This is a genomic window from Haladaptatus sp. HS23, assembly GCF_056892285.1.
This window is the reverse complement of sequence record NZ_JBXGLH010000004.1, coordinates 337521-355710: the sequence shown is the minus strand read 5'-3', so window position 1 is coordinate 355710 and position 18190 is coordinate 337521. Positions and strand designations below refer to the sequence as shown.

Genomic DNA, 18190 nt, shown 5'->3' with positions numbered 1-18190 from the left:
CCTCAGTAACCCCGTTCGATGAGGTAATCGGCGATCTGTTCGAGCAGGAAACGCGACTCGTTGTCCGGCAGGACGTTCAGGTGGTCCTTGCCGCGCTGGACGAGTTCCTGTGCCTTCTCCGTGGCGTAGTCGATGCTACCGGCCGCTTCGAGACGCTGTACCGCCGCATCGATTTCGGCTTCCGTCACGTCGCCGACGTCGTCGGTTTCGACCAACGAATCCACGTCAACACCCTGACTGCGAGCGTGCAACGTGATGATGGTCTGTTTGTTCTCCACGAGGTCGCTTCCCCGCTGTTTACCGAGTTTGTCGCTCGGGACGGTCAGGTCGAGCACGTCGTCCTGAATCTGGAACGCCCGCCCGACGTCGATACCGTATCGGTACAGCGCTTCCGTCGTCTCCTCGTCCGCACCGAGGAGGACCGCCGGAACCTTCGCCGCCGCACCGTAGAGGACCGCCGTCTTGTTCTCGATCATTTCGAGATACTCGTCCGGGAGGACGTCGGGGCGCTCCTCGAAGGCGACGTCGAGCGCTTGCCCTTCACAGATTTTCGTACAGGTGGATGCGAGTACGTCGAGCGCGGTGACACAGCGGTCGGGCGTGGCGTCCGTCTCCAGCATGATTTCGAACGCCTTGGAGTAGAGCGTGTCACCGGCCAGAATCGCCGTCTCGGTGTCGTAGGCGCGGTGAACGGACGGAACGCCGCGGCGCAGGTCGTCGTCGTCCATGATGTCGTCGTGGATGAGCGTGAAGGATTGAATGACCTCGATGCTCACCGCGGCGGCCATCACGTCCAACTCGGTTCCGTCGAGCGCCGGGAACTTCCGGTACGCCTCCGACATCGGTTCGACGTCGGCGAGCGCGTCCGCGACGAGCAGGAGAACCGTCGGACGGAGCCGCTTCCCACCCGCGTCGAGCAGGTAGCGGGAGGCCTCGTAGAGGCGCTCCGGTTCGACGATTGGGAGTTCCTCCTCGATGGCCGCGTTGACCAGTTCGCGGCGCTGTTCGACCGTCTCCATGACGAGTTCTTCGCGTGACTCCGTACTCGCGTCAGTCATTTCACTCCACCAGCTGGATGAGGTTGCCGTTCCGTGTCACGTGAAGGTCCTTACCGAGGCGGTACCCTTGGGACTCACAGAGGTCCACGTACGGCGCGAAACCTTTCATGTCCTGGTGAGCCGGGATGACGTTCTGCGGTTGCAGTGCGTCGAGCATCTGATAGTGACCTTCCTCGCGGAGGTGGCCCGAAACGTGCACGTCGTCGTAAATCCGTGCGCCCTGCATCTTCAGGAGGCGCTCGGACTGGTACCGCTGTCCCTCGTTCGTCGGTTCCGGGATGACGCGGGCCGAGAAGACTACCTTGTCGCCGTCGTCCAGCTGATATGGCGTCTCGCCGCGACCCATTCGCGTCAGCATCGCGCGGGGCTCACCTTGGTGGCCGGTCACGATTGGGAGGTAGTTCTCCTTGCCTTCCTTCATGATGCGCTTGAACGTCCGGTCGACGGATTTCCGGTGGCCGAACATGCCGAGGTCGTCCGGGAAGTCCACGAAGTTCAGGCGTTCCGCGGTACCCGAATACTTCTCCATCGAGCGACCGAGGAGGACGGGCGTCCGTCCGATGTCCTGTGCGAACTCGACGAGGCTCGTCACGCGGGCGATGTGGCTTGAGAACGTCGTCGCCACGATACCGCCGTCGTAGTCCTCGACGCTGTACAGTACGTCTTTCAGGTGTCGACGAGCGACGGATTCGCTCGGCGTGCGACCCTTGCGTCCCGCGTTCGTACAGTCCTCGATGTAGGCGAGGACGCCGTTGCCCTCGCGTCCGATTTCGCGGAAGCGCTTCATGTCGATGGGGTCGCCGAGGACCGGCGTGTGGTCCATGCGCTTGTCGAGGCCGTAGACGATGGCACCCTCGGGGGTGTGAACCACCGGGTTGATGGCGTCGATGATGGAGTGAGTGACGTTGACGAACTCGAGTTCGACTTCGTCGCCCAACTGCATCGTCTCGCCCGCTTCCATCTTGATGAGGTCGTTTTCGACCCCGAACTTCTCCTCGCCCTGAATCTGCTGTTTCACCAGTTCGATGGTGAACGGAGATGCGACGACCGGCGCGTTGTACCGGTGTGCCAGTTTGCTGATGGCTCCGATGTGGTCCAAGTGACCGTGTGTCGGAACGATGGCCTTCACGTCGCCTTCCAGATCGGACATGACGCGGTCGTCCGGAATCGCGCCCATGTCGATGAGGTCGAGGCTGTGGAGTTTCTCTGTTTCGACGTTATCGTGGAGCAGCACCTTCGACAGGTTCAGTCCCATGTCGAAGATGACCACGTCGTCGCCCGCGCGAACGGCAGTCATCTGCCGTCCGACTTCTTCGTAGCCGCCAATTGTTGCAATTTCGATTTCCATAGTTTGCTTTCCTCAAGCATTGAAACGCCACACGGCGTGGCGGTTGCGTTGCTCACTGAAATCCCCGCGGGGCCGCGAGCGTCAGACCCCGGCGTCTTACAGCACGTCGGTCTGGCACTCGCGCGCGGCGGGGTGCCGCACACCCGCGAGTTGCCCAGTCTGCTAGCGCCTACGTCCCGGGGTAATAAAAACTGCCGGGATTGTGTTCGTCGGGAGCCAATACCATGGGCCATCACCGTCGCTCTCGGCCTCTATACGCGGTATGAGGCTTGGTAACTGAAGAAAATAGATGGAATAATTCATTTCGTTCGGGGGGCTGACTACCCGAGACGGTAGGGTACGACTCCGTTATTTCGACTCGTTGCTGGACTCCAGACGAATTTCTACTCCGACACACGTCTGATAATTATAGTAATATTTTAGATTAAATGATTTAGTTAAGTGTGGCAATAATTATGTAGATAGAGTTAACAGAAAACATCGGATGAAATTAAAAGCGGTGCTGTTGAGTGTAGTAGTCGTACTGTCTACGTCGGCCGTCTGGGTCGGCGGCGCTGTCGCAACGCAACCGAACACGAGCGATAGCCTTCAACCGACCGTCTTGGAACCGAAGACAAACGTAAACAACTCCACGAACGGTGACGGCCTTCAGAAGGCCGAACCGTCACAGGAATCGCTCGACAAACCCATCGATTTCGACTCGGCACCCGAGTCGTTCACGACGACCGACGAAGGGAGTGGGGCGTCCGGTGGGTTCTCCATCCTCGCACAGGACTCCTCGTCCATCGTCATGGACCCGTCTGACGACGAGACGGACCCGGGCCTCATCGGGACGACGAAACAGTATCTCGGCTCCGACAACGACAGCTATTACTTCAAGAACTTCACGCTGCTGTCCATCGGTGACCACGTCGAGATATGGGTCGCCCGCGATATGACGTGGCCCGAGAACGACTCGCGGACCGACCCGACCATCTCGGAACAGCAAGCCGAAGCGCTCCGCACGCAATTCGAGGAGAACATGTACGAAACCGAATCGGACGTATTCGGACGACCCGACGCCCGCAACGGAACGGAGGGTCTGTTGGAAGAGATCGGTGCCGTCCCCGACGACTACTACCGGACCGAAAATGGGACCGGGAAGACCGTCCTGTTAGTGGACAACGTCCGCGACGAGAACTACTACAACGCGTCGTATCCCATCTACACGGCCGGATTCTACTCGCCGACCATCCAGCAGTACACCGACCGTAACGTCGTCACGCTCGACGCGTACGATTGGGACGAGGTCAACGAGACGAACGACGAAGTCGGCGTCGAGGGAACGCTCGCACACGAGTACCAACACCTCGTTCACAACGACCTCGACGGCGACGAGACGACGTGGGTGAACGAAGGGATGTCCGACTACGCCGAAGTCGTCACCGGCTACGGCGTCTCCGAGGGTCACGTCCAGGCCTACGAGGAGATGCCCTCGAACTCCCTGACCAACTGGGAGGACCAAGGTGCCATCAACGTCCTTTCGGACTACGGCATCGCGTTCAGTTTCCAGATGTACCTGAGCGACAGGTACGGCACCGACTTCATCAGTAACCTCGCACACGAGGAGGAAAACGGCATCGAGGGCGTCGAGAAGACCCTCGACGAGACCGGTGCGAACACGGACTTCTACGGCCTGTATCAGGACTTCTCGACCGCGGCGGTGCTCGATTCGTCCGAGCGCCGGGTGCGGGACGAGTACGACATCGACGGCCTCGACCTGAACCTCAACACGTCGAACGACGTCGGCACCGCGGGTGCGTGGGGGACCAACTACAAGGAGGTCGACACATCCGACAAAGGCCCGATAACGGACGTGACGCTCTCGGGAACCGACTACATCGGCACCCAGTGGCAGAACACAACCGACCCGGTCACCGGTGAAGGACAGGTGCTGTACTCCGGGTCCGGCACCCTCCTCGACCGGTTCGCCATCACGAAAGCCGACCCCTCGAACGGCGATTCGACGCTGTCGTTCGAGACGTACTACGACATCGAGGAGAACTGGGATTACGGCTTCGTGCAGGTTTCGACCGACGGCGGCGAGACGTGGGAGAGCCTCGAATCGAACCGAACCGACGACTCCCCGAACCCGAACGCGCATCCGACCATCAAGGAGAACGCGCCGGGATACACCGGTAACACCAGCGGCGAGTGGGTCGAACAGTCCTTCGACCTCTCCGAGTACGAAGGGGAGGGAGAGGTCCTCATCGCGTTTCGCTACGCGACGGACTGGGCGTTCACTCAGCCGGGAATGTACGTCCGTAACGTCGAGGTCGGCGGCGAGAGCGTCCCGACCGACACGACGGACTCGTTCATGAGCCTCCGCGAGGCGACCGGCGACAAAATCGAGTACCAGTTCACGTTCATCGGCATCAAGGAGAACGGTAAAGCGAAGGTCAAACAACTCGACATGCGGACGTTCTCCGACGACGACGAACAGGAACTCCACCATTTCCTCCGCAACGGCAACTTCGAGAATGTCATCGCCGCGTCAACGTGGGCGGCCCACCCCGGCGAAGGGGGACGCGTTCCGGTCAGCGTCGAATTCGAATACGCCCGTGACGGCCACGGCGGACATCACGGTGGTCACGAGCACCACGGCGGCCATGGCCATCACGGCGGACACGGACACGGCAGTCATCACGGTGGACACGGACACCGCGGCGGCCACCACGGCCACGACTGGTAGAATCGCGAACGTATCGCTCGGCACTTTTTTCGGATAGATGGAACGGAGACGGCGGAAAAATCGAACCGCAGTTCGGTTTCGAACGGGTGTTCGGTCGTCAGTCGTCGGCCGAGACGGGTGATGCGGACACGTCGATTTCGCCCGAGTCCAGTTCGGCTTCGACTTCGCGCGCCGCCTGCACCATGTTCGCCATCTTGCCGTAAGCAACTTTGCGCGGGAGGAGTTTCAGGCCGCAGTCGGGGCTGACGGTCAACTGTTCCGGCGGGACGATTTCGAGTCCCTTCTCGATGTTCTCCTTTATCTCCTCGACGCTCTCGACTTCGGCAGTGTGGGCGTCGGTGACGCCGAGTGCGAGGTTCGCGGTGAACTCGGGGTCACGGAACACGTCGAGTTGGTCGTAGTCGCCGTTGGCGAGTTCGAGGTCGAACTCGTCCACCGGGTAGTCGAGCATCTCGGGGTAGATGCGCGAGTAGTCGCCGTAACAGACGTGCAGTCCGAGGTAGACGTCCTCCGGGATGCCGTCCGCGATTCGCTCCAGACACTCGCCGACGATGGCGTGGTCGTCCGGGGTCGTCGCCAGCGCGGGTTCGTCGATTTGGATGTAGCGAGCGCCCGAATCGACCAGTTTCTCTATCTCCTCGTTCACGAGGTCCGCGAGGTCGTAGGCCAGCGACTCCTCGTCGTCGTAGGCCTCGTTGAAGCTCCAACTCGCCAGCGTGTACGGGCCGGTGATGGGAACCTTGACCGGACGTTCGGCCACCTCGCTGGTGAACTCGTACTCGTCCACGAGCCACGTGTCGTCGTACTCGACTTCGGTGACGACGCTCGGCTTGTCGAAGTAGTTGTGCCCCCACACCTTCACCGGGCCGTTGAACTCGTAGCCCGAGATGCGGTGGGCGAAGTACTCGACCATCTCGTTGCGCCGCATCTCGCCGTCCACGACGACGTCCAGTCCGGCGCGCTCGTGTTCCTCGGTGATGAGACGCGAGGCGTCGTTCTGTGCCTCTTCCCACGCGTCCTCGTCGAAGTCGGCGTCCGGGTCCTCGTAGAGTTCACGGGAGCGGTCCACCCACTTCGGTTTCGGATAGCTTCCGACGATGGTCGTCAGGATGAAGTGGTCGTTGTCGTGGTCGTCGGATCTGAATTGGTTTCGTGCGTCGTCTTGCGACTCGCGGGTCGTTCCTTCCCGCTCGTTTTCCGAGTCGCGTGGTGACTCGCTGCTCATGCTTTCACCTCCTCCAACCGCGCGGCCTCGCCGAGGACGGCCAGTTTCTCCTCGAACTTGTTGTACGGCAGGTAGAACGGTTCCGTGTTCGTCGTGAGATACTCCTTCTCGAACTCGTTGACCGGCGTATTGTCCTCGAACCAGTCGACTCGCTCCGCGACGGTTTCCGGCGATTCGACCAGCGTGTTCTGCCCATCGACCAGTCCGAGCGACACCGAGTCGGTCGTCCCGAACTCGTTGATGTTGGAGAGACACCCTTCGTGGTCCGTCACGAGGTCGTATCCGAGCGCGTCGATGTCGGCGTCGAGGACGTGTGCGTGGACCTTCTCGGTGAGCGACCCGAAGTAGGGTTGAACCACCACGTCGGCGTCCGTCGCGTTCGCAACCGCGTCGATGGCCTCGCTGGCACGGGCGTCCTCGCCGTCTTCCGGCGGGTTCACCACGAGCGAGGGTTCGAGGAGGAACAGGGTTTCGACGTTCGAGAACGCATCGACTTCCCCCGCGAGGAACTCCGCGACGGCGGCGAGGAACTCCTCGTCGTCGCCGTAGTACTCGTCGGTGGCGAGGTCGGCGAGGGAGTACGGGCCGGGGAGGACGGCCTGTACGTCGTCGGCGAGTTCGGCGGCGGATTCCAGTTCACCGGCCACGTCGCCGTCGAAACCGAGTTCGTCCACGACGACCGGGTCGCGGTAGAAGTTGTTGTTGTCGTAGTACCGCACGATACCGCCCGTTTCGACGGAGTCGTGGACCGTCAACGGATGGGCGAGCATGTCGTCCCAGCGCAGTTGGCCTTCGGCGATTCGGTCGAGTCCGGCATCCTGCTGGACCGCGACGACTTCCGCGCGAGCGTCGTCGTACACCGCGGTCAACTCGGGTCCCTCGTCGCCCGAGATGAGGTCGTGTTTCTGGTGGCCTTTCAGGTCCGAGAGGTCGTTCTTTGCCCAATCGGGGAGCGGGAACAACCCCGTCGTCGTGGCGATTCGCTCAGTCATGTACTCGGGGCTAGGATATGCCGGTGTTTAATATTTTCCGTTCGGGAAAATAACCTCGGATAATCAGCGGAGGAGATTCAGTATCGTCAGCGTCTCGAACGGGAACGACTCATCGCGGAGCGCGACGGCGCTGAACCCGTTCTCTCCCGCTCGCGAGACGACCTCCTCGACGCCGGAGAGACTGCTCACGAGGAGGAAGACCCGACCGTCCGGCGCGAGGACCCGACCGACCGCATCGAGGAACGGGTCGATGACCTCACGCCCTGACTCGCCGCCAGACAGGGCACGCTCCATCCAATCGTCCCGCTCATCGTCCGGTTCGGTCGGCAGATACGGCGGATTGAACACCACCGCGTCGAACGCCTCGTCGCGGAAGGGGGACACCAAATCCGCCCGCACCGCCTCGACGCCGCGCTCGCGTGCGCGCTCGCAGGCGTGTGGATTCACGTCCGCCCCCATGACACGGGCACCGGTTTCCTCGGCCACGTACTCCGAGACGTACCCCGACCCCGTCCCCACTTCGAGGACCAACTCGTCCCCCGCTATCTCCTCCGCCGCCGTTTCGGCGAGAAGGTGTGAGTCCTCCGCTGGTTGGTACACCTTCGTCTCCGTGCCACGTCGCTCCGCGAGGTCCGTCATTCGTTCTCTCCTCCGTCGGTCTGCTCCATACCGCCATCGGTCGCGCCGTCGTCAGTCGGTTCCCCGCCGTCAGCCGTCGGGTTGCGTTCACGTACTCGCTCGCGTTGCCCGGCGACCTGAAAGCCGTTCGTCTCCGCGCGGCCGGAGAGTTCGCGCTGCGGGTACGGAATCTTGACTCCTTCGTTGTCGAACGCCTCCTTCACCCTGTTGATGACGGCCGTCTTCGCCCGCCACTTTCGGCGCGCGCTCGGCTTGTCTATCCAGAAGCGAAGGCCGAGGACGATGGCCGAATCGCCGAACTCCTTCGAGACGACTTGGGGCGACGGCACGGCCAGTACGTCGTCTTGGTCACGCATCGCCTCCTTTGCCAAGTCGGCGGCCCGTTCGACGTCCGCGTCGTAATCGACGCCGATGTCCACCTCCAACCGCAACCGACCCTTCCGACTGCGGTTGACGATGGTGCTTCCACCGACCGTATCGTTCGGAATCATCACGTACTCGCCGTCGAACGTCTGGATTCGAGTGTTGACGATGGAGATGTCCGTCACGATTCCCTCCTCCTCCTCGATTATCACCCAGTCGCCGATTTCGAACGGGCGGGCGAACATCAGCATGAATCCCGCCAACAACGACCCGAGCGTCTGTCGGGCGGCCATACCGACCACGATTCCGAGAAATCCCGCACCGACGAGGAGGCCGGTGAGATCGATGTCCCAGACCCCGAGAATCGTCGCCCCGGCGACGACGTACACGGAGATCTGCGTCAGACGGTAGAGCACCTGCGCTTGATGGCGAGAAAGCGTCTCCCGTCGCCGTGAGAGTCTGTCGATTCCCTCCTGCGTGATGCCCGAGACGACGTAGCCGATGGCGAGGATGGCGACCGAAAAGGAGAGCTTGACGGCATTCTCGCTGTTTATATATTTTGATATGTTTGTTTCGCTGAGGACCAACAGTGCCGAATTGACGAACTCCCAGAGGAATAACAACGTTATCGCCGCCAACACGATGAAAATTCCGAACGCCCCGGCCACGATGACGTTTACCAACGCGTTCGGCATCGTTTCCTGTAACTTCTGCCGTCCGCGCCATGCGACGATGAACCCGGCGAGTAGGGCGATCAGGACGAACGCGGTGATGAAGACGCGAATATCGATCCAGATGAAGTCGTCGAACCAACTGATCATGTTTCCCGCCATCAACCACCACCTCGTCCGTACTCGTCTGCGACCCGTGCCATCGCGGCGAACTCCACGGGCGAAACCTTCCCGGCACGTTTTCGGAGGATGTCCTCGCCCAACACGTCGTCATCGGGCGATTCGAGCGCATCGACGACGGCGTCCGGGTCGTCCAATCCCGAGATGTGGGCCGTATTCCGAATCCCGTTTCGAATCGTCTTCCGACGCTGGGTAAACACCGCTTTCACGAAGTCGAGGAAGAACGCCTCGTCGTCCACCTCGTACTCCGGGTCCCGGGGAATTGTCCTCACGATTGCGCTCTCGACGTCGGGTTGCGGCGCGAACGCCTCGCGCGGCACCGTCTCCACGACGGTCACGTCGGCGTAGTGTTGTGCCGTCACGGAGAGGCGACCGTAGTCGTCGCTTCCGGCCTCCGCGGCCATACGTTCGGCGAACTCCTTTTGGAACATGAGGAGCATCGGCTTTCCGAGCGGGAGCAACCGGAAGGCGATTTCGCTCGAAATACCATATGGAAGGTTGGCGATACAGGCCGAGACATCGGGAAGTTCGACCGACAGCGCGTCGCCCTCCACGACGGTCAGGCGACCCGCATCGCACTCCGCCCGAAACTCCCGCCGGATGAACTCGGCGAACGTCGGGTCGCGTTCGATGACCGTCACGCGGTCCGCGACCGCGAGCAAACGGTCGGTCAGAACACCCGGGCCGCCGCCGATTTCGAGGACGTGTCCGAGGTCCCAGTCGTCGGCGTACGTCGGTATTCTATCCACGACGCGGTCGTCCACGAGGAAGTGTTGGTCGCGGTTCGGGTCGCCCCGTGCGCCTGCGCGCCGAATCAGCGCGTCGGGGTCCCGCTTACCGGGTTCCTCGGGTGGCGAGCGTTCCATCGTTGCCCCCCTCTACCGGAGCGAGCGGCGTAAACCCACCGAGTTCCGACCGGCGTCGGTCGTCACTCTTCGAATGGAAACGAGAGCGAGCGAAAAACGGCAGCGCGCTCGCGTCAGTCGTGACGAGCGAACGTCCGATACTTCAAATCGTCCGAGCGTATCTCTTCGAGGATTCGCTCCACGAGAACGTCCTTCGGGTTGTGAAGTCCCGAAACGCGGTCTTCGAGGTCGTCGAAGCTCTCGAACGGTTTCCGCTTTCGCGTTTCGAGGACGTGATTGCGCAGCTTCTTGCCGATGCCGGGAAGGAGGTTTAACTGGTGGAGTCGGAGGGTTATCGGTTGGGCGTCGTTGTAGAAGTCGACGAACCGGCGCTCGTGACGGTCCACGATGTCCGTGACGGCGTGTTCGAGTTCCGACTGGGCCGCGGACGTGAGGTCGCCGTATGCGACTTCTCGAACGTTGGTCACGTTCTCGCGGGCGGCGGGCGGTTCGATGGGAATGCTGTCGCCGATGCCGACGCTCGCTTCCTGTTCGAGCGTGAGTTCGAGCAGATGGAAATCGGATTCAGTCAGGACGTACGCGACCGGTTCCTTCTGGTACTGCGGACGGTCGTCTTCGGCACGACCGTTCGGCAGGAAGTCGAGTACAACAGCCGACGCTTCGCTGTCAGTCTCGGATTCACTCATTGCTCTCGAATACGGCGACGAGCAACTTAAAGAATCGGTGAAGTTACTCGTACTTCGCCACGACGTTCAGTATCTCGTCCAACTCGTCGCCCGAGAGGGTAAACCGCTCCTGAGCGTAGACCGCTCGCAGTTCGTCGCGGTCCTGCGGCAGGAGGTCGGCTATTTTGTACGCCGTCGCGCCGTTCACTTTTTCGAGTTCGAGCAGTTCCTCGACCAGTTCGTGCGACTCCTCGGCATCGAGGATGGCGAATCGGTTCACGTGCTCGATGGCACGGGAGAGGTTGTAGGGCATCTCGCGGGTTTCGTCGAGCGCACGTTCGCGTTCGATGTCCGCGAGGAGTTCCTTCGCCTCCGGCGTCGTGAGATACTCCTCGTCGAGCTTTTCCTTGAAGATGGTCATGGCTTACTTCTGTGCGCGGAGGTGTGCGGGTTGGGTGATGAGCGTCTTGTCCTTGCCGCCGTCGTTGATGATAACCTTGTACGCTTTGCCCTGTTTACCGACGACCTCACCCGTTCGACCGTTGAATCGCGGGTGGAAGCGACCTTTACGGACGCTCGGGTCGATTTTGAGGTGGACTTTCTGTCCGTTCTCGTACTGCTGGACTGCACGCTGTGGTGGCGAGGTGCCACGGTCGCGGGGGTTGTTCGACAGTTTCTCTCGGGTAGTGTTGTACGGTCCGTTCGAGCTCGGCATAGTCGTATGACGCTCTTGTTCAGTGACGGTTATAAAAGATACGTTCCTCATCGCCGAGCGTCCACCGTCGCGGGTCGGTTTCACACGGCCCGACCGAAACGTCACATCACGTCATAAAAACGGAAATCGCGTCACCACCGCTGGTGGACCGCCTCCGCCACGTGCTCCTCGTAGATTCCCTCGACGGCGGCGCAACCGCCTCGTGGGCTTCCTCGTCGAACACGTCGCCCCAGTCCGACCCGATGTTCCACGTCCCCATGCCGACTTCCGTCACGTCGTAGCGCGTCGTTCCGAGCGTACGTTCTTCCATACCGGCCGACACGTCCCCCCGGTACATGCCTCTTCTTCCCGAAGGCGAGACGAAAGGATAACCGTCCTCGGGTTCGTTCCATCGCGCATGACCGACAGCGACGATTTCGAGTTCGAAACCCGTTCCATCCACGCCGGACAGGAACCCGACGAGGAGACGGGCGCGCTGATGACCCCGATACACGCCAACTCGACGTACGTACAGGACGGGCCGGGCGACCACCGCGGCTACGAGTACTCGCGCACGGGCAACCCGACGCGCACCGACCTCGAAGCGAACCTCGCCAGCCTCGAAGGCGGCGAGTACGGCCGCGCCTTCTCCAGCGGGATGGGGTCCATCAACACGGTACTCAACCTGCTCTCTTCGGGCGACCACGTCATCGCCAGCGAGGACGTGTACGGCGGCACCCATCGAATCTTCACGCAGGTGTACGCCGACTACGACGTGGAGTTCTCATTCGTGGACATGACCGACCCGAGCGAAGTGTCCGACGCGGTTCGTGATACCACCGAACTGCTGTGGGTCGAGACGCCGACGAACCCGCTCCTCAACGTCGTAGACATCGCCGCGATGACCGACATCGCGGAGGAAGCGGATGCACTGTGTGCGGTGGACAACACGTTCGCAACGCCGTACCTCCAGCGCCCGCTCGAACTCGGTGCTGACATCGTGTCCCACTCGCTGACGAAGTATCTCGGCGGGCACTCGGACGTGGTCGGCGGCGCACTGGTCACGAACGACGCCGACTTGGACGAGAAAATCGGGTTCTACCAGAACAGCGTCGGTGCGACCCCCGGCCCACACGACTGTTTCCTCGTCCTCCGTGGGACGAAAACGCTCGGCGTGCGGATGGACCGTCACTGCGACAACGCCCGCGATATCGCGGCGTGGTTGGACGAGCACGAAGCCGTGGACACCGTGTACTATCCCGGATTAGAATCACACCCGAACCACGAACTCGCGGCCGAGCAGATGACCGACTTCGGCGGCATGGTCAGCTTCGAACTCGACGCCTCGCTCGAAGAGGCGGCCGACGTGGTGAGCGAGACGGAGGTGTTCACCCTCGCCGAAAGCCTCGGCGGCGTCGAATCGCTCATCGAGCAACCCGCCACGATGACCCACGCCGCCATTCCGAAGGAAGAGCGACTGGCCGCCGGACTCTCCGACGGCCTCATCCGCGCCAGTATCGGCATCGAACACGTCGATGACCTGAAAGCGGACCTCCAGCAGGCGTTCGACGCCGCGCTACGCTGAGACGTGGTTCGACTTCCGGAAGCGAATTCCGGAGCCAAATAGTACACCCCGTCGAAACCCGTAGCGTTCCACATGGAACTAAGCGACCACGTGTACGCGTTTCCACTGACCTTCGAGCGCGGAAACCACGAAGCCGTCATCAACCCTTCGGGCGTCGAAACAGAGGACGGACTGATTCTCCTCGACGCGGGCTTCCCCGGCCAGGTGGACGATTTGGCCGCCGCACTCGGGGAACACGACTTCACGTTGGACGACGTGGAGACGCTGCTTTTGACCCACCAAGACGGCGACCACGCGGGCGGGGCCGAGGACCTCCTCTCCAGAACCGACGCCACCGTCGTCGCTTCGACGGGTGACACGCCCGCTATCGAAGGCGACGAGGAACTCGTCAAATCGAACCGCTACCCGCCAGTCCCGGTCGACGTACAGGTGGTCGACGGCGTCACCTTCCGAACCGAGGCCGGACCGATGCGCGTCGTCGAAACGCCGGGCCACACGCCCGGCCACCTCTCGGTCGTGTTGCCCGAAGCGGACCTCCTCATCGCCGCCGACGCCATCGTGGCCGACGAGAACGGACTCGTCGGCCCGAACGAGGAGTTCACGCCCGAGTTGGAGCGAGCGGTCGATTCCGTCGGCAAACTCGCCGCCTTCGACACGAGTCACGTCCTCTGCTTTCACGGCGGGTTCGTCGAAGACGCCGACGTCGAGGCGACGTACCAGTCGCTCACGAAGTAAGCGCGGACCGAAAACGAAAACGAGGAATTATATCCGACCGACGTTCTGCACGTCGACGCTCTCGACGCCGTCGACGTTCGAGAACGACTCCTCGACGGCTTCCGTGCCACCGGCATCGTCGGGGACGATGACCGTCGGCAGGAGCGCGACGAGACCGAACGCGACGTCGTCGCGTTCGAAGCCGTTGATCTTCGCCCCTTCGGGGAGCGAATCTTCGAGCTTCTCTTGGAGGTCGTCCAAGTCGATTTCCGGGCTCTGCGGCATTACCTTGACTTTGGCTGCTACTTTTCCCATGATTACGGTCCGAGGAACCCACAGTCGGGGCACTCGTAGAGGTTGCTCTGTTTTCGGCACTTCGCACAGCGGTAGATGGTCTGCCCACAGTCGGGGCATTTGAACGACGCGGCGTTCGTGCCGGAGATGTTAATCCCACACGAGACGCATTTTCGCGCTTGTTTTTGGGTCTGACTCATACCCCCACGTTCCGCCGCGCGACTTTTAACGCTTCCCTTTCGGGGTTCGAGGAGGGCGTTAGAACGCGTCCGTCTCGACGGTCGTGTCGGCGTGCAGGTCCGCCTTCACCGCGTCGTGAACCTTACAGAGTTCGAAGGCGCGGTCGATGACGCCCTGTGCCGTCTCGTCGTCCGTTTCGGTTTCCCACTTGATGTCGAACGCGACGGCTTCGAGTTTGTCGTCGTCGTTCAGGTCGCCGGTCACGTCGATTTCGATCTTGCCGAGGTCACCGGCACCACGCTGTTCGCCACCCACGCGGAGGGCGGGAACGTAGCACGAACCGTACGCGGCGAGCAGTGTTTCGAGCGTGTCCGGAGCGTCCTCGCCCGTCGCGTCGATGGTGACGGAGAAGTCGCGGATGTCGTTCTCTGCGCTGTATCCCTCTTCCGACGTGGTAGTGACTTCTGGCATTGCAGTTGCCACCTTATCCGCGACACTCCTAAGGTTTGTTCTTCCGGACGGGATTGTCGGAGTGAACGTGTAGAACCGTGGAAGATAGTCGTCGCGAGGAGTGAGATTGGTTCGTTGCTGTTGGACATGTATCATCCGAGAGGGAAGCCTCGAAAGACCCCGCCACGCTCGCTGACTCGTTGCTATTACTGTAACTGCAAATACAGACGTCGATGAAACCGCCCCGCCACCGCACCGCGACGGCCACGCCCTCCCCAACCGCCTCCTTCGCATCCGCTCAGTCGTCCCTCGCGCTTGCCAGCAAGCCCTCGGATGTGAAATCCTCAGGCTACTGGCCCACGCGCCCATGGCGGTTGGTCGGTATCGGGTACCACTGACTTCCAGGATGGCGCGCGCTGGCGGGGCGGCGAGGACATTTCGTCCGAGTCGCTTCGCTGAAGCGTGCGAGGGATGACTGAGGAAGTGAAACGACCGAAGGAATCGGTTGGGGAGGGCGTGGCCGTCGCGGTGCGGTGGCGGGGGCTTTCAAAACCGTCTCCATGGCAATCCCGTTCTTATCCCATCCAGCCTTATGTTCAACTCGTAGCGAACGACGCACTCGAACTCACCGAAGAAAACGAAAAGCTGTCCCGTCTACTCTCGGTTCCCGTTACCAGAGTTGGTCGGAGAGGTCGAACGTCTCGCCGCCCTCCAAGACGTGGACCTCGGCGTCGTTTCCGGTGGCGTCCACCTCGCGCACGAAGTCCTCGGGGTCCTGCTCGATGGGCGGGAACGTGTCGTAGTGCATCGGGAACGCGTAGTCGGCGTCCAGCCAATCCACCGCGATGGCGGCCTGCCACGGGCCCATGGTGAAATGGTCGCCGATGGGAATCGCGACGGCGTCGGGTTCGAGGAACGGACCGATGACGTCGCGCATCTCGGTCATCAACGAGGTGTCTCCCGCGTGGTAGAACGTCTCGCTCTCCTCGTCGGAGACTTGGGTGGGTTTCGTGTCGCTGATGACGAAACCGGCGGGCATGCCACCGGACGCGCCGTAGCCCGTGTCGAGGCCGTTGGTGTGGTCCGCGCGGACCATCGTGACGTAGGCGTCCTCGGCTTCGAAGGTCCCGCCCATGTTCATCCCGGTACCGTCCTCGATGCCGTACTCGTCCGTCACGTAGCCGATGACCTCCGGTGTGGCGACGAAATGTGCATCACGGAAGCGGTCCGAGTCCGCGATGTGGTCGGCGTGTCCGTGCGTGAGCAGCACGTAGTCCGGGTCCAACTCCTCCGGGTCCGTGTCCGTCTTCGGGTTGTCGAAGAACGGGTCGATGAGGAGTTCCGTGTCGCCGACGGTGACGTGCCATGTCGAGTGTCCGTACCAAGTAAGCTCCATGGTGTGGGTTCCGATAGGGAGTAAACGGTCTTAAAGGATGTTGGCGACGAGTGGGGTGTTACCGGAGTCCGAACGATTTAGGCACGCGGATACGACTCCCAGCGTATGCATCGAGTCAGATTCCGTGACCCGGCAGGGTCGGTCAGAACCGGCGAATGGCACGACGGCGAACTTCGATTCGCGGACGACAGCTACGACCCCGAGGAGGTCGAAATCCTCGCGCCGACGGAACCGACGAAAATCGTCTGTGTGGGCCTGAACTACGCCGACCACGCCGCGGAGCGAAACAAGGACATCCCTACGCGCCCGCTCCTGTTCCTCAAGCCGCCGAACACGGTCGCGTCCCACGGCGACACCGTTAGCCTTCCCGCCGGAAAACAGCGTATCGACCACGAAGCTGAACTCGGCGTCGTCATCGGCGAGCAGTGTCGCCACGTGGACGAGGACGACGCGATGGACGTCGTGGACGGCTTTACCTGCGTCAACGACATCTCGAACCGCGACGACCAGGATTTGGAGCAGAACTGGGTTCGAGGCAAGGCGTTCGACAACTCCTGCCCACTCGGGCCGGTCGTGGCGACGCCCGACGAAGTTCCTGACGACGCCCGCGTGCAACTTCGCGTCAACGGCGAAGTTCGACAGGAATCTTCCCGTGACCAGTTCATCTTCTCCGTTCCGGAACTCATCGCGGAAATCACGACCTACATCACGCTGGAACCGGGCGACGTAATCATCACGGGCACGCCGTCGGGAGTCGCGCCGCTCGAAGACGGCGATTCGGTCGAAGTCGAAATCGAGGGTGTCGGAACGCTCGCACACGACGTTCGGATTCCGTAGAAGCGGGGGACTCGTAGGAGCAGGAAACCCGTAGAAACGAAAACGGTAGACAGGAACGACGAATTTTTTCGGAACGACGGTCGCGCTTAGAGGACGCTCCACGCCTTGACGGCGCGTTTGTACGACGAGATGTCGGCTATCCAGCGTGCCGCAATCATCTTCTTCAGCGTCTCGGCCGCGCGGGAGTTGAAGGTGCTGACGGGGAAGTCCATGCCGGCGACCTTGACGCCGTGGGCGACGGCCTCGTCGCCGATGGAGATGACGGTCCCCTTGTCGTCGAAGGCCCACGTCTTGAGCGGTTGCCCGTAGATGGCGCGGGCGACGTTCTCGCCGACGACCTCTGCGGCCTGCCACGCGGCCTGTGCGGTCGGCGGTGCCGGGTTCTCGCCCTGGTCGATGATGGCACAGTCGCCGATGGCGAACACGCGGTCGTCGCTGGTTTGGAAGTCGGATTCGGCGGTGACGCGGTTGTGCTGGTTGTCGAGTCCGCAGTCGTCCATGGCGTCGCGGCCCGTCACGCCGCCCGTCCAGACGAACACGTCGTAGTCGAGCGCTTCGCCCTCGTCGAACTGGATTTCGTCCTCGGTCGCTTCCGTAATCGGATCGCCGGTCAGGATGTTGATGTCCTTTTCGAGGACGTACTTCTTGACCGTCCCCTGCAGTTCGGGGTCCATTCCGGGCATGATTTCGTCGAGCGCCTCGACGAGGTAGATGTCGATGGGTGCGCGGTGTTTGTCGCGGTACTCCGCGATTTCACCGGCGCTCTGGATACCGGACAGTCCGGCACCGCCGATGACGACCTTCGCCGGGTCGTTTCGGGAGGCGGTCTTCGCGGCTTCCTTGACCTGCTCGTGGATTTCGAGCGCGTCGTCCAGACTCTTCAGCGTGAGGGCGTTCTCCGCCATGCCGGGGATGCCGTAGTAGGCCGTCTTGCTGCCGAGTCCGACGACGAGGTAGTCGTAGTCGAGGTCGGCACCGTCGTCGAGTTCGACCGTTCGGTCGTCGGTGTCGATGCCCGTCACGGTGTCCTGGACGAACCGCGTGCTCGGGGCTTTGATCTCGTGAATCGGAATCGTGACCTTGTCCTGTGCTCGCGGGTCGCGGATGACGCGGTGTGACTCGTGCAGGACGAGGTGGTAGTCCTTGTCCGATACCCACGTGATGTCGGCGTCGTCGAGTTCATCTTCGAGTTGCTGTATCGCGCCAGCACCAGCGTAGCCAGCACCGAGCACGACGACCTTCGTAGTCATATCCGAACATCTGGATTCATTCGATACAAAGGTGTTGAAACCCGCAAGCGGG

19 protein-coding genes and 1 pseudogene are annotated in these 18190 nt (G+C 61.9%); 4 read left to right on the top strand and 16 right to left on the bottom strand.

All coding sequences use genetic code 11. From position 1 onward, the window contains the following. Positions 1-2 precede the first annotated feature (2 nt). Both idsA3 and AC1XDK_RS14665 read right to left on the bottom strand, forming a co-directional pair. On the bottom strand, positions 3-1058 hold the full coding sequence (gene idsA3, locus AC1XDK_RS14670; protein WP_483350629.1) for a geranylfarnesyl diphosphate synthase: 1056 nt from the start codon (positions 1056-1058) through the stop codon (positions 3-5). Between the two features lies 1 nt (position 1059). Further along, positions 1060-2406, bottom strand: a complete 1347-nt coding sequence (locus AC1XDK_RS14665; RefSeq protein ID WP_483350628.1) for an RNase J family beta-CASP ribonuclease — start codon at positions 2404-2406, stop codon at positions 1060-1062. 484 nt (positions 2407-2890) lie between these two features. Between AC1XDK_RS14665 and AC1XDK_RS14660 the strand changes: the two genes are divergently transcribed. Then, positions 2891-5137, top strand: a complete 2247-nt coding sequence (locus tag AC1XDK_RS14660; protein WP_483350627.1) for a peptidase M6 — start codon at positions 2891-2893, stop codon at positions 5135-5137. 97 nt (positions 5138-5234) lie between these two features. On the opposite strand, the gene AC1XDK_RS14655 is transcribed toward AC1XDK_RS14660, so the two are convergent. The 9 genes and pseudogenes from AC1XDK_RS14655 to AC1XDK_RS14615 all read right to left on the bottom strand — a co-directional run. Next, complete coding sequence (locus AC1XDK_RS14655) at positions 5235-6362, bottom strand: methionine synthase (RefSeq protein ID WP_483350626.1); 1128 nt, start codon at positions 6360-6362, stop codon at positions 5235-5237. Continuing rightward, positions 6359-7354, bottom strand: a complete 996-nt coding sequence (locus AC1XDK_RS14650; RefSeq protein WP_483350625.1) for a 5-methyltetrahydropteroyltriglutamate--homocysteine methyltransferase — start codon at positions 7352-7354, stop codon at positions 6359-6361. Before AC1XDK_RS14650 ends, AC1XDK_RS14655 begins: the two co-directional genes overlap by 4 nt. Before the next feature lie 63 nt (positions 7355-7417). Beyond that, on the bottom strand, positions 7418-7993 hold the full coding sequence (locus AC1XDK_RS14645; protein ID WP_483350624.1) for a HemK2/MTQ2 family protein methyltransferase: 576 nt from the start codon (positions 7991-7993) through the stop codon (positions 7418-7420). After that, positions 7990-9189: a mechanosensitive ion channel family protein gene (locus AC1XDK_RS14640; protein ID WP_483350623.1), complete on the bottom strand. Its 1200-nt coding sequence runs from the start codon at positions 9187-9189 to the stop codon at positions 7990-7992. The genes AC1XDK_RS14645 and AC1XDK_RS14640 overlap by 4 nt, the downstream gene beginning before the upstream one ends. Continuing rightward, entirely contained in the window at positions 9189-10073 is an 885-nt protein-coding gene (locus tag AC1XDK_RS14635) for a 16S ribosomal RNA methyltransferase A (protein ID WP_483350622.1), read from the bottom strand. Before AC1XDK_RS14635 ends, AC1XDK_RS14640 begins: the two co-directional genes overlap by 1 nt. 113 nt (positions 10074-10186) lie before the next feature. After that, positions 10187-10759, bottom strand: coding sequence for a DUF655 domain-containing protein (locus AC1XDK_RS14630; protein WP_483350621.1), 573 nt, complete (start codon positions 10757-10759; stop codon positions 10187-10189). A gap of 43 nt (positions 10760-10802) precedes the next feature. Next, positions 10803-11159, bottom strand: coding sequence for an RNA polymerase Rpb4 family protein (locus AC1XDK_RS14625; RefSeq protein WP_483350620.1), 357 nt, complete (start codon positions 11157-11159; stop codon positions 10803-10805). Positions 11160-11162: 3 nt separating this feature from the next. Next, positions 11163-11453, bottom strand: coding sequence for a 50S ribosomal protein L21e (locus tag AC1XDK_RS14620; protein ID WP_483350619.1), 291 nt, complete (start codon positions 11451-11453; stop codon positions 11163-11165). A gap of 193 nt (positions 11454-11646) precedes the next feature. After that, a pseudogene (locus AC1XDK_RS14615) lies at positions 11647-11763 on the bottom strand (aldo/keto reductase); the annotation flags it as partial. A gap of 87 nt (positions 11764-11850) precedes the next feature. On the opposite strand from AC1XDK_RS14615, the gene AC1XDK_RS14610 reads away from it, so the two are divergent. Together AC1XDK_RS14610 and AC1XDK_RS14605 are read left to right on the top strand one after the other, a co-directional pair. Further along, positions 11851-13017 carry a cystathionine gamma-synthase gene (locus AC1XDK_RS14610; protein ID WP_483350618.1) on the top strand — a complete coding sequence of 389 codons (1167 nt, stop codon included), beginning with the start codon at positions 11851-11853 and terminating at the stop codon, positions 13015-13017. 72 nt (positions 13018-13089) lie between these two features. Continuing rightward, the gene (locus AC1XDK_RS14605; RefSeq protein WP_483350617.1) at positions 13090-13752 is read left to right on the top strand and encodes an MBL fold metallo-hydrolase; all 663 of its coding nucleotides are present in this window, start codon (positions 13090-13092) and stop codon (positions 13750-13752) included. 27 nt (positions 13753-13779) lie between these two features. Here the strand turns inward: AC1XDK_RS14605 and AC1XDK_RS14600 are convergent, their stop codons facing one another. The 4 genes from AC1XDK_RS14600 to AC1XDK_RS14585 form a co-directional block, all read right to left on the bottom strand. Beyond that, positions 13780-14046 (bottom strand): elongation factor 1-beta, encoded by a 267-nt coding sequence (locus tag AC1XDK_RS14600; RefSeq protein ID WP_007978779.1) that lies wholly within the window; start codon positions 14044-14046, stop codon positions 13780-13782. A gap of 2 nt (positions 14047-14048) precedes the next feature. Then, positions 14049-14225 (bottom strand): HVO_2753 family zinc finger protein, encoded by a 177-nt coding sequence (locus AC1XDK_RS14595; RefSeq protein WP_007978781.1) that lies wholly within the window; start codon positions 14223-14225, stop codon positions 14049-14051. Positions 14226-14283: 58 nt separating this feature from the next. Next, the gene (locus tag AC1XDK_RS14590; RefSeq protein ID WP_483350616.1) at positions 14284-14676 is read right to left on the bottom strand and encodes an OsmC family protein; all 393 of its coding nucleotides are present in this window, start codon (positions 14674-14676) and stop codon (positions 14284-14286) included. Positions 14677-15325: 649 nt separating this feature from the next. After that, positions 15326-16051 (bottom strand): metal-dependent hydrolase, encoded by a 726-nt coding sequence (locus AC1XDK_RS14585; RefSeq protein WP_483350615.1) that lies wholly within the window; start codon positions 16049-16051, stop codon positions 15326-15328. 105 nt (positions 16052-16156) lie between these two features. Between AC1XDK_RS14585 and AC1XDK_RS14580 the strand changes: the two genes are divergently transcribed. Further along, positions 16157-16888 (top strand): fumarylacetoacetate hydrolase family protein, encoded by a 732-nt coding sequence (locus tag AC1XDK_RS14580; RefSeq protein WP_483350614.1) that lies wholly within the window; start codon positions 16157-16159, stop codon positions 16886-16888. An 86-nt stretch (positions 16889-16974) separates the two neighbouring features. On the opposite strand, the gene AC1XDK_RS14575 is transcribed toward AC1XDK_RS14580, so the two are convergent. Beyond that, positions 16975-18138, bottom strand: a complete 1164-nt coding sequence (locus AC1XDK_RS14575) for an NAD(P)/FAD-dependent oxidoreductase (protein WP_483350613.1) — start codon at positions 18136-18138, stop codon at positions 16975-16977. Positions 18139-18190 lie beyond the last annotated feature (52 nt).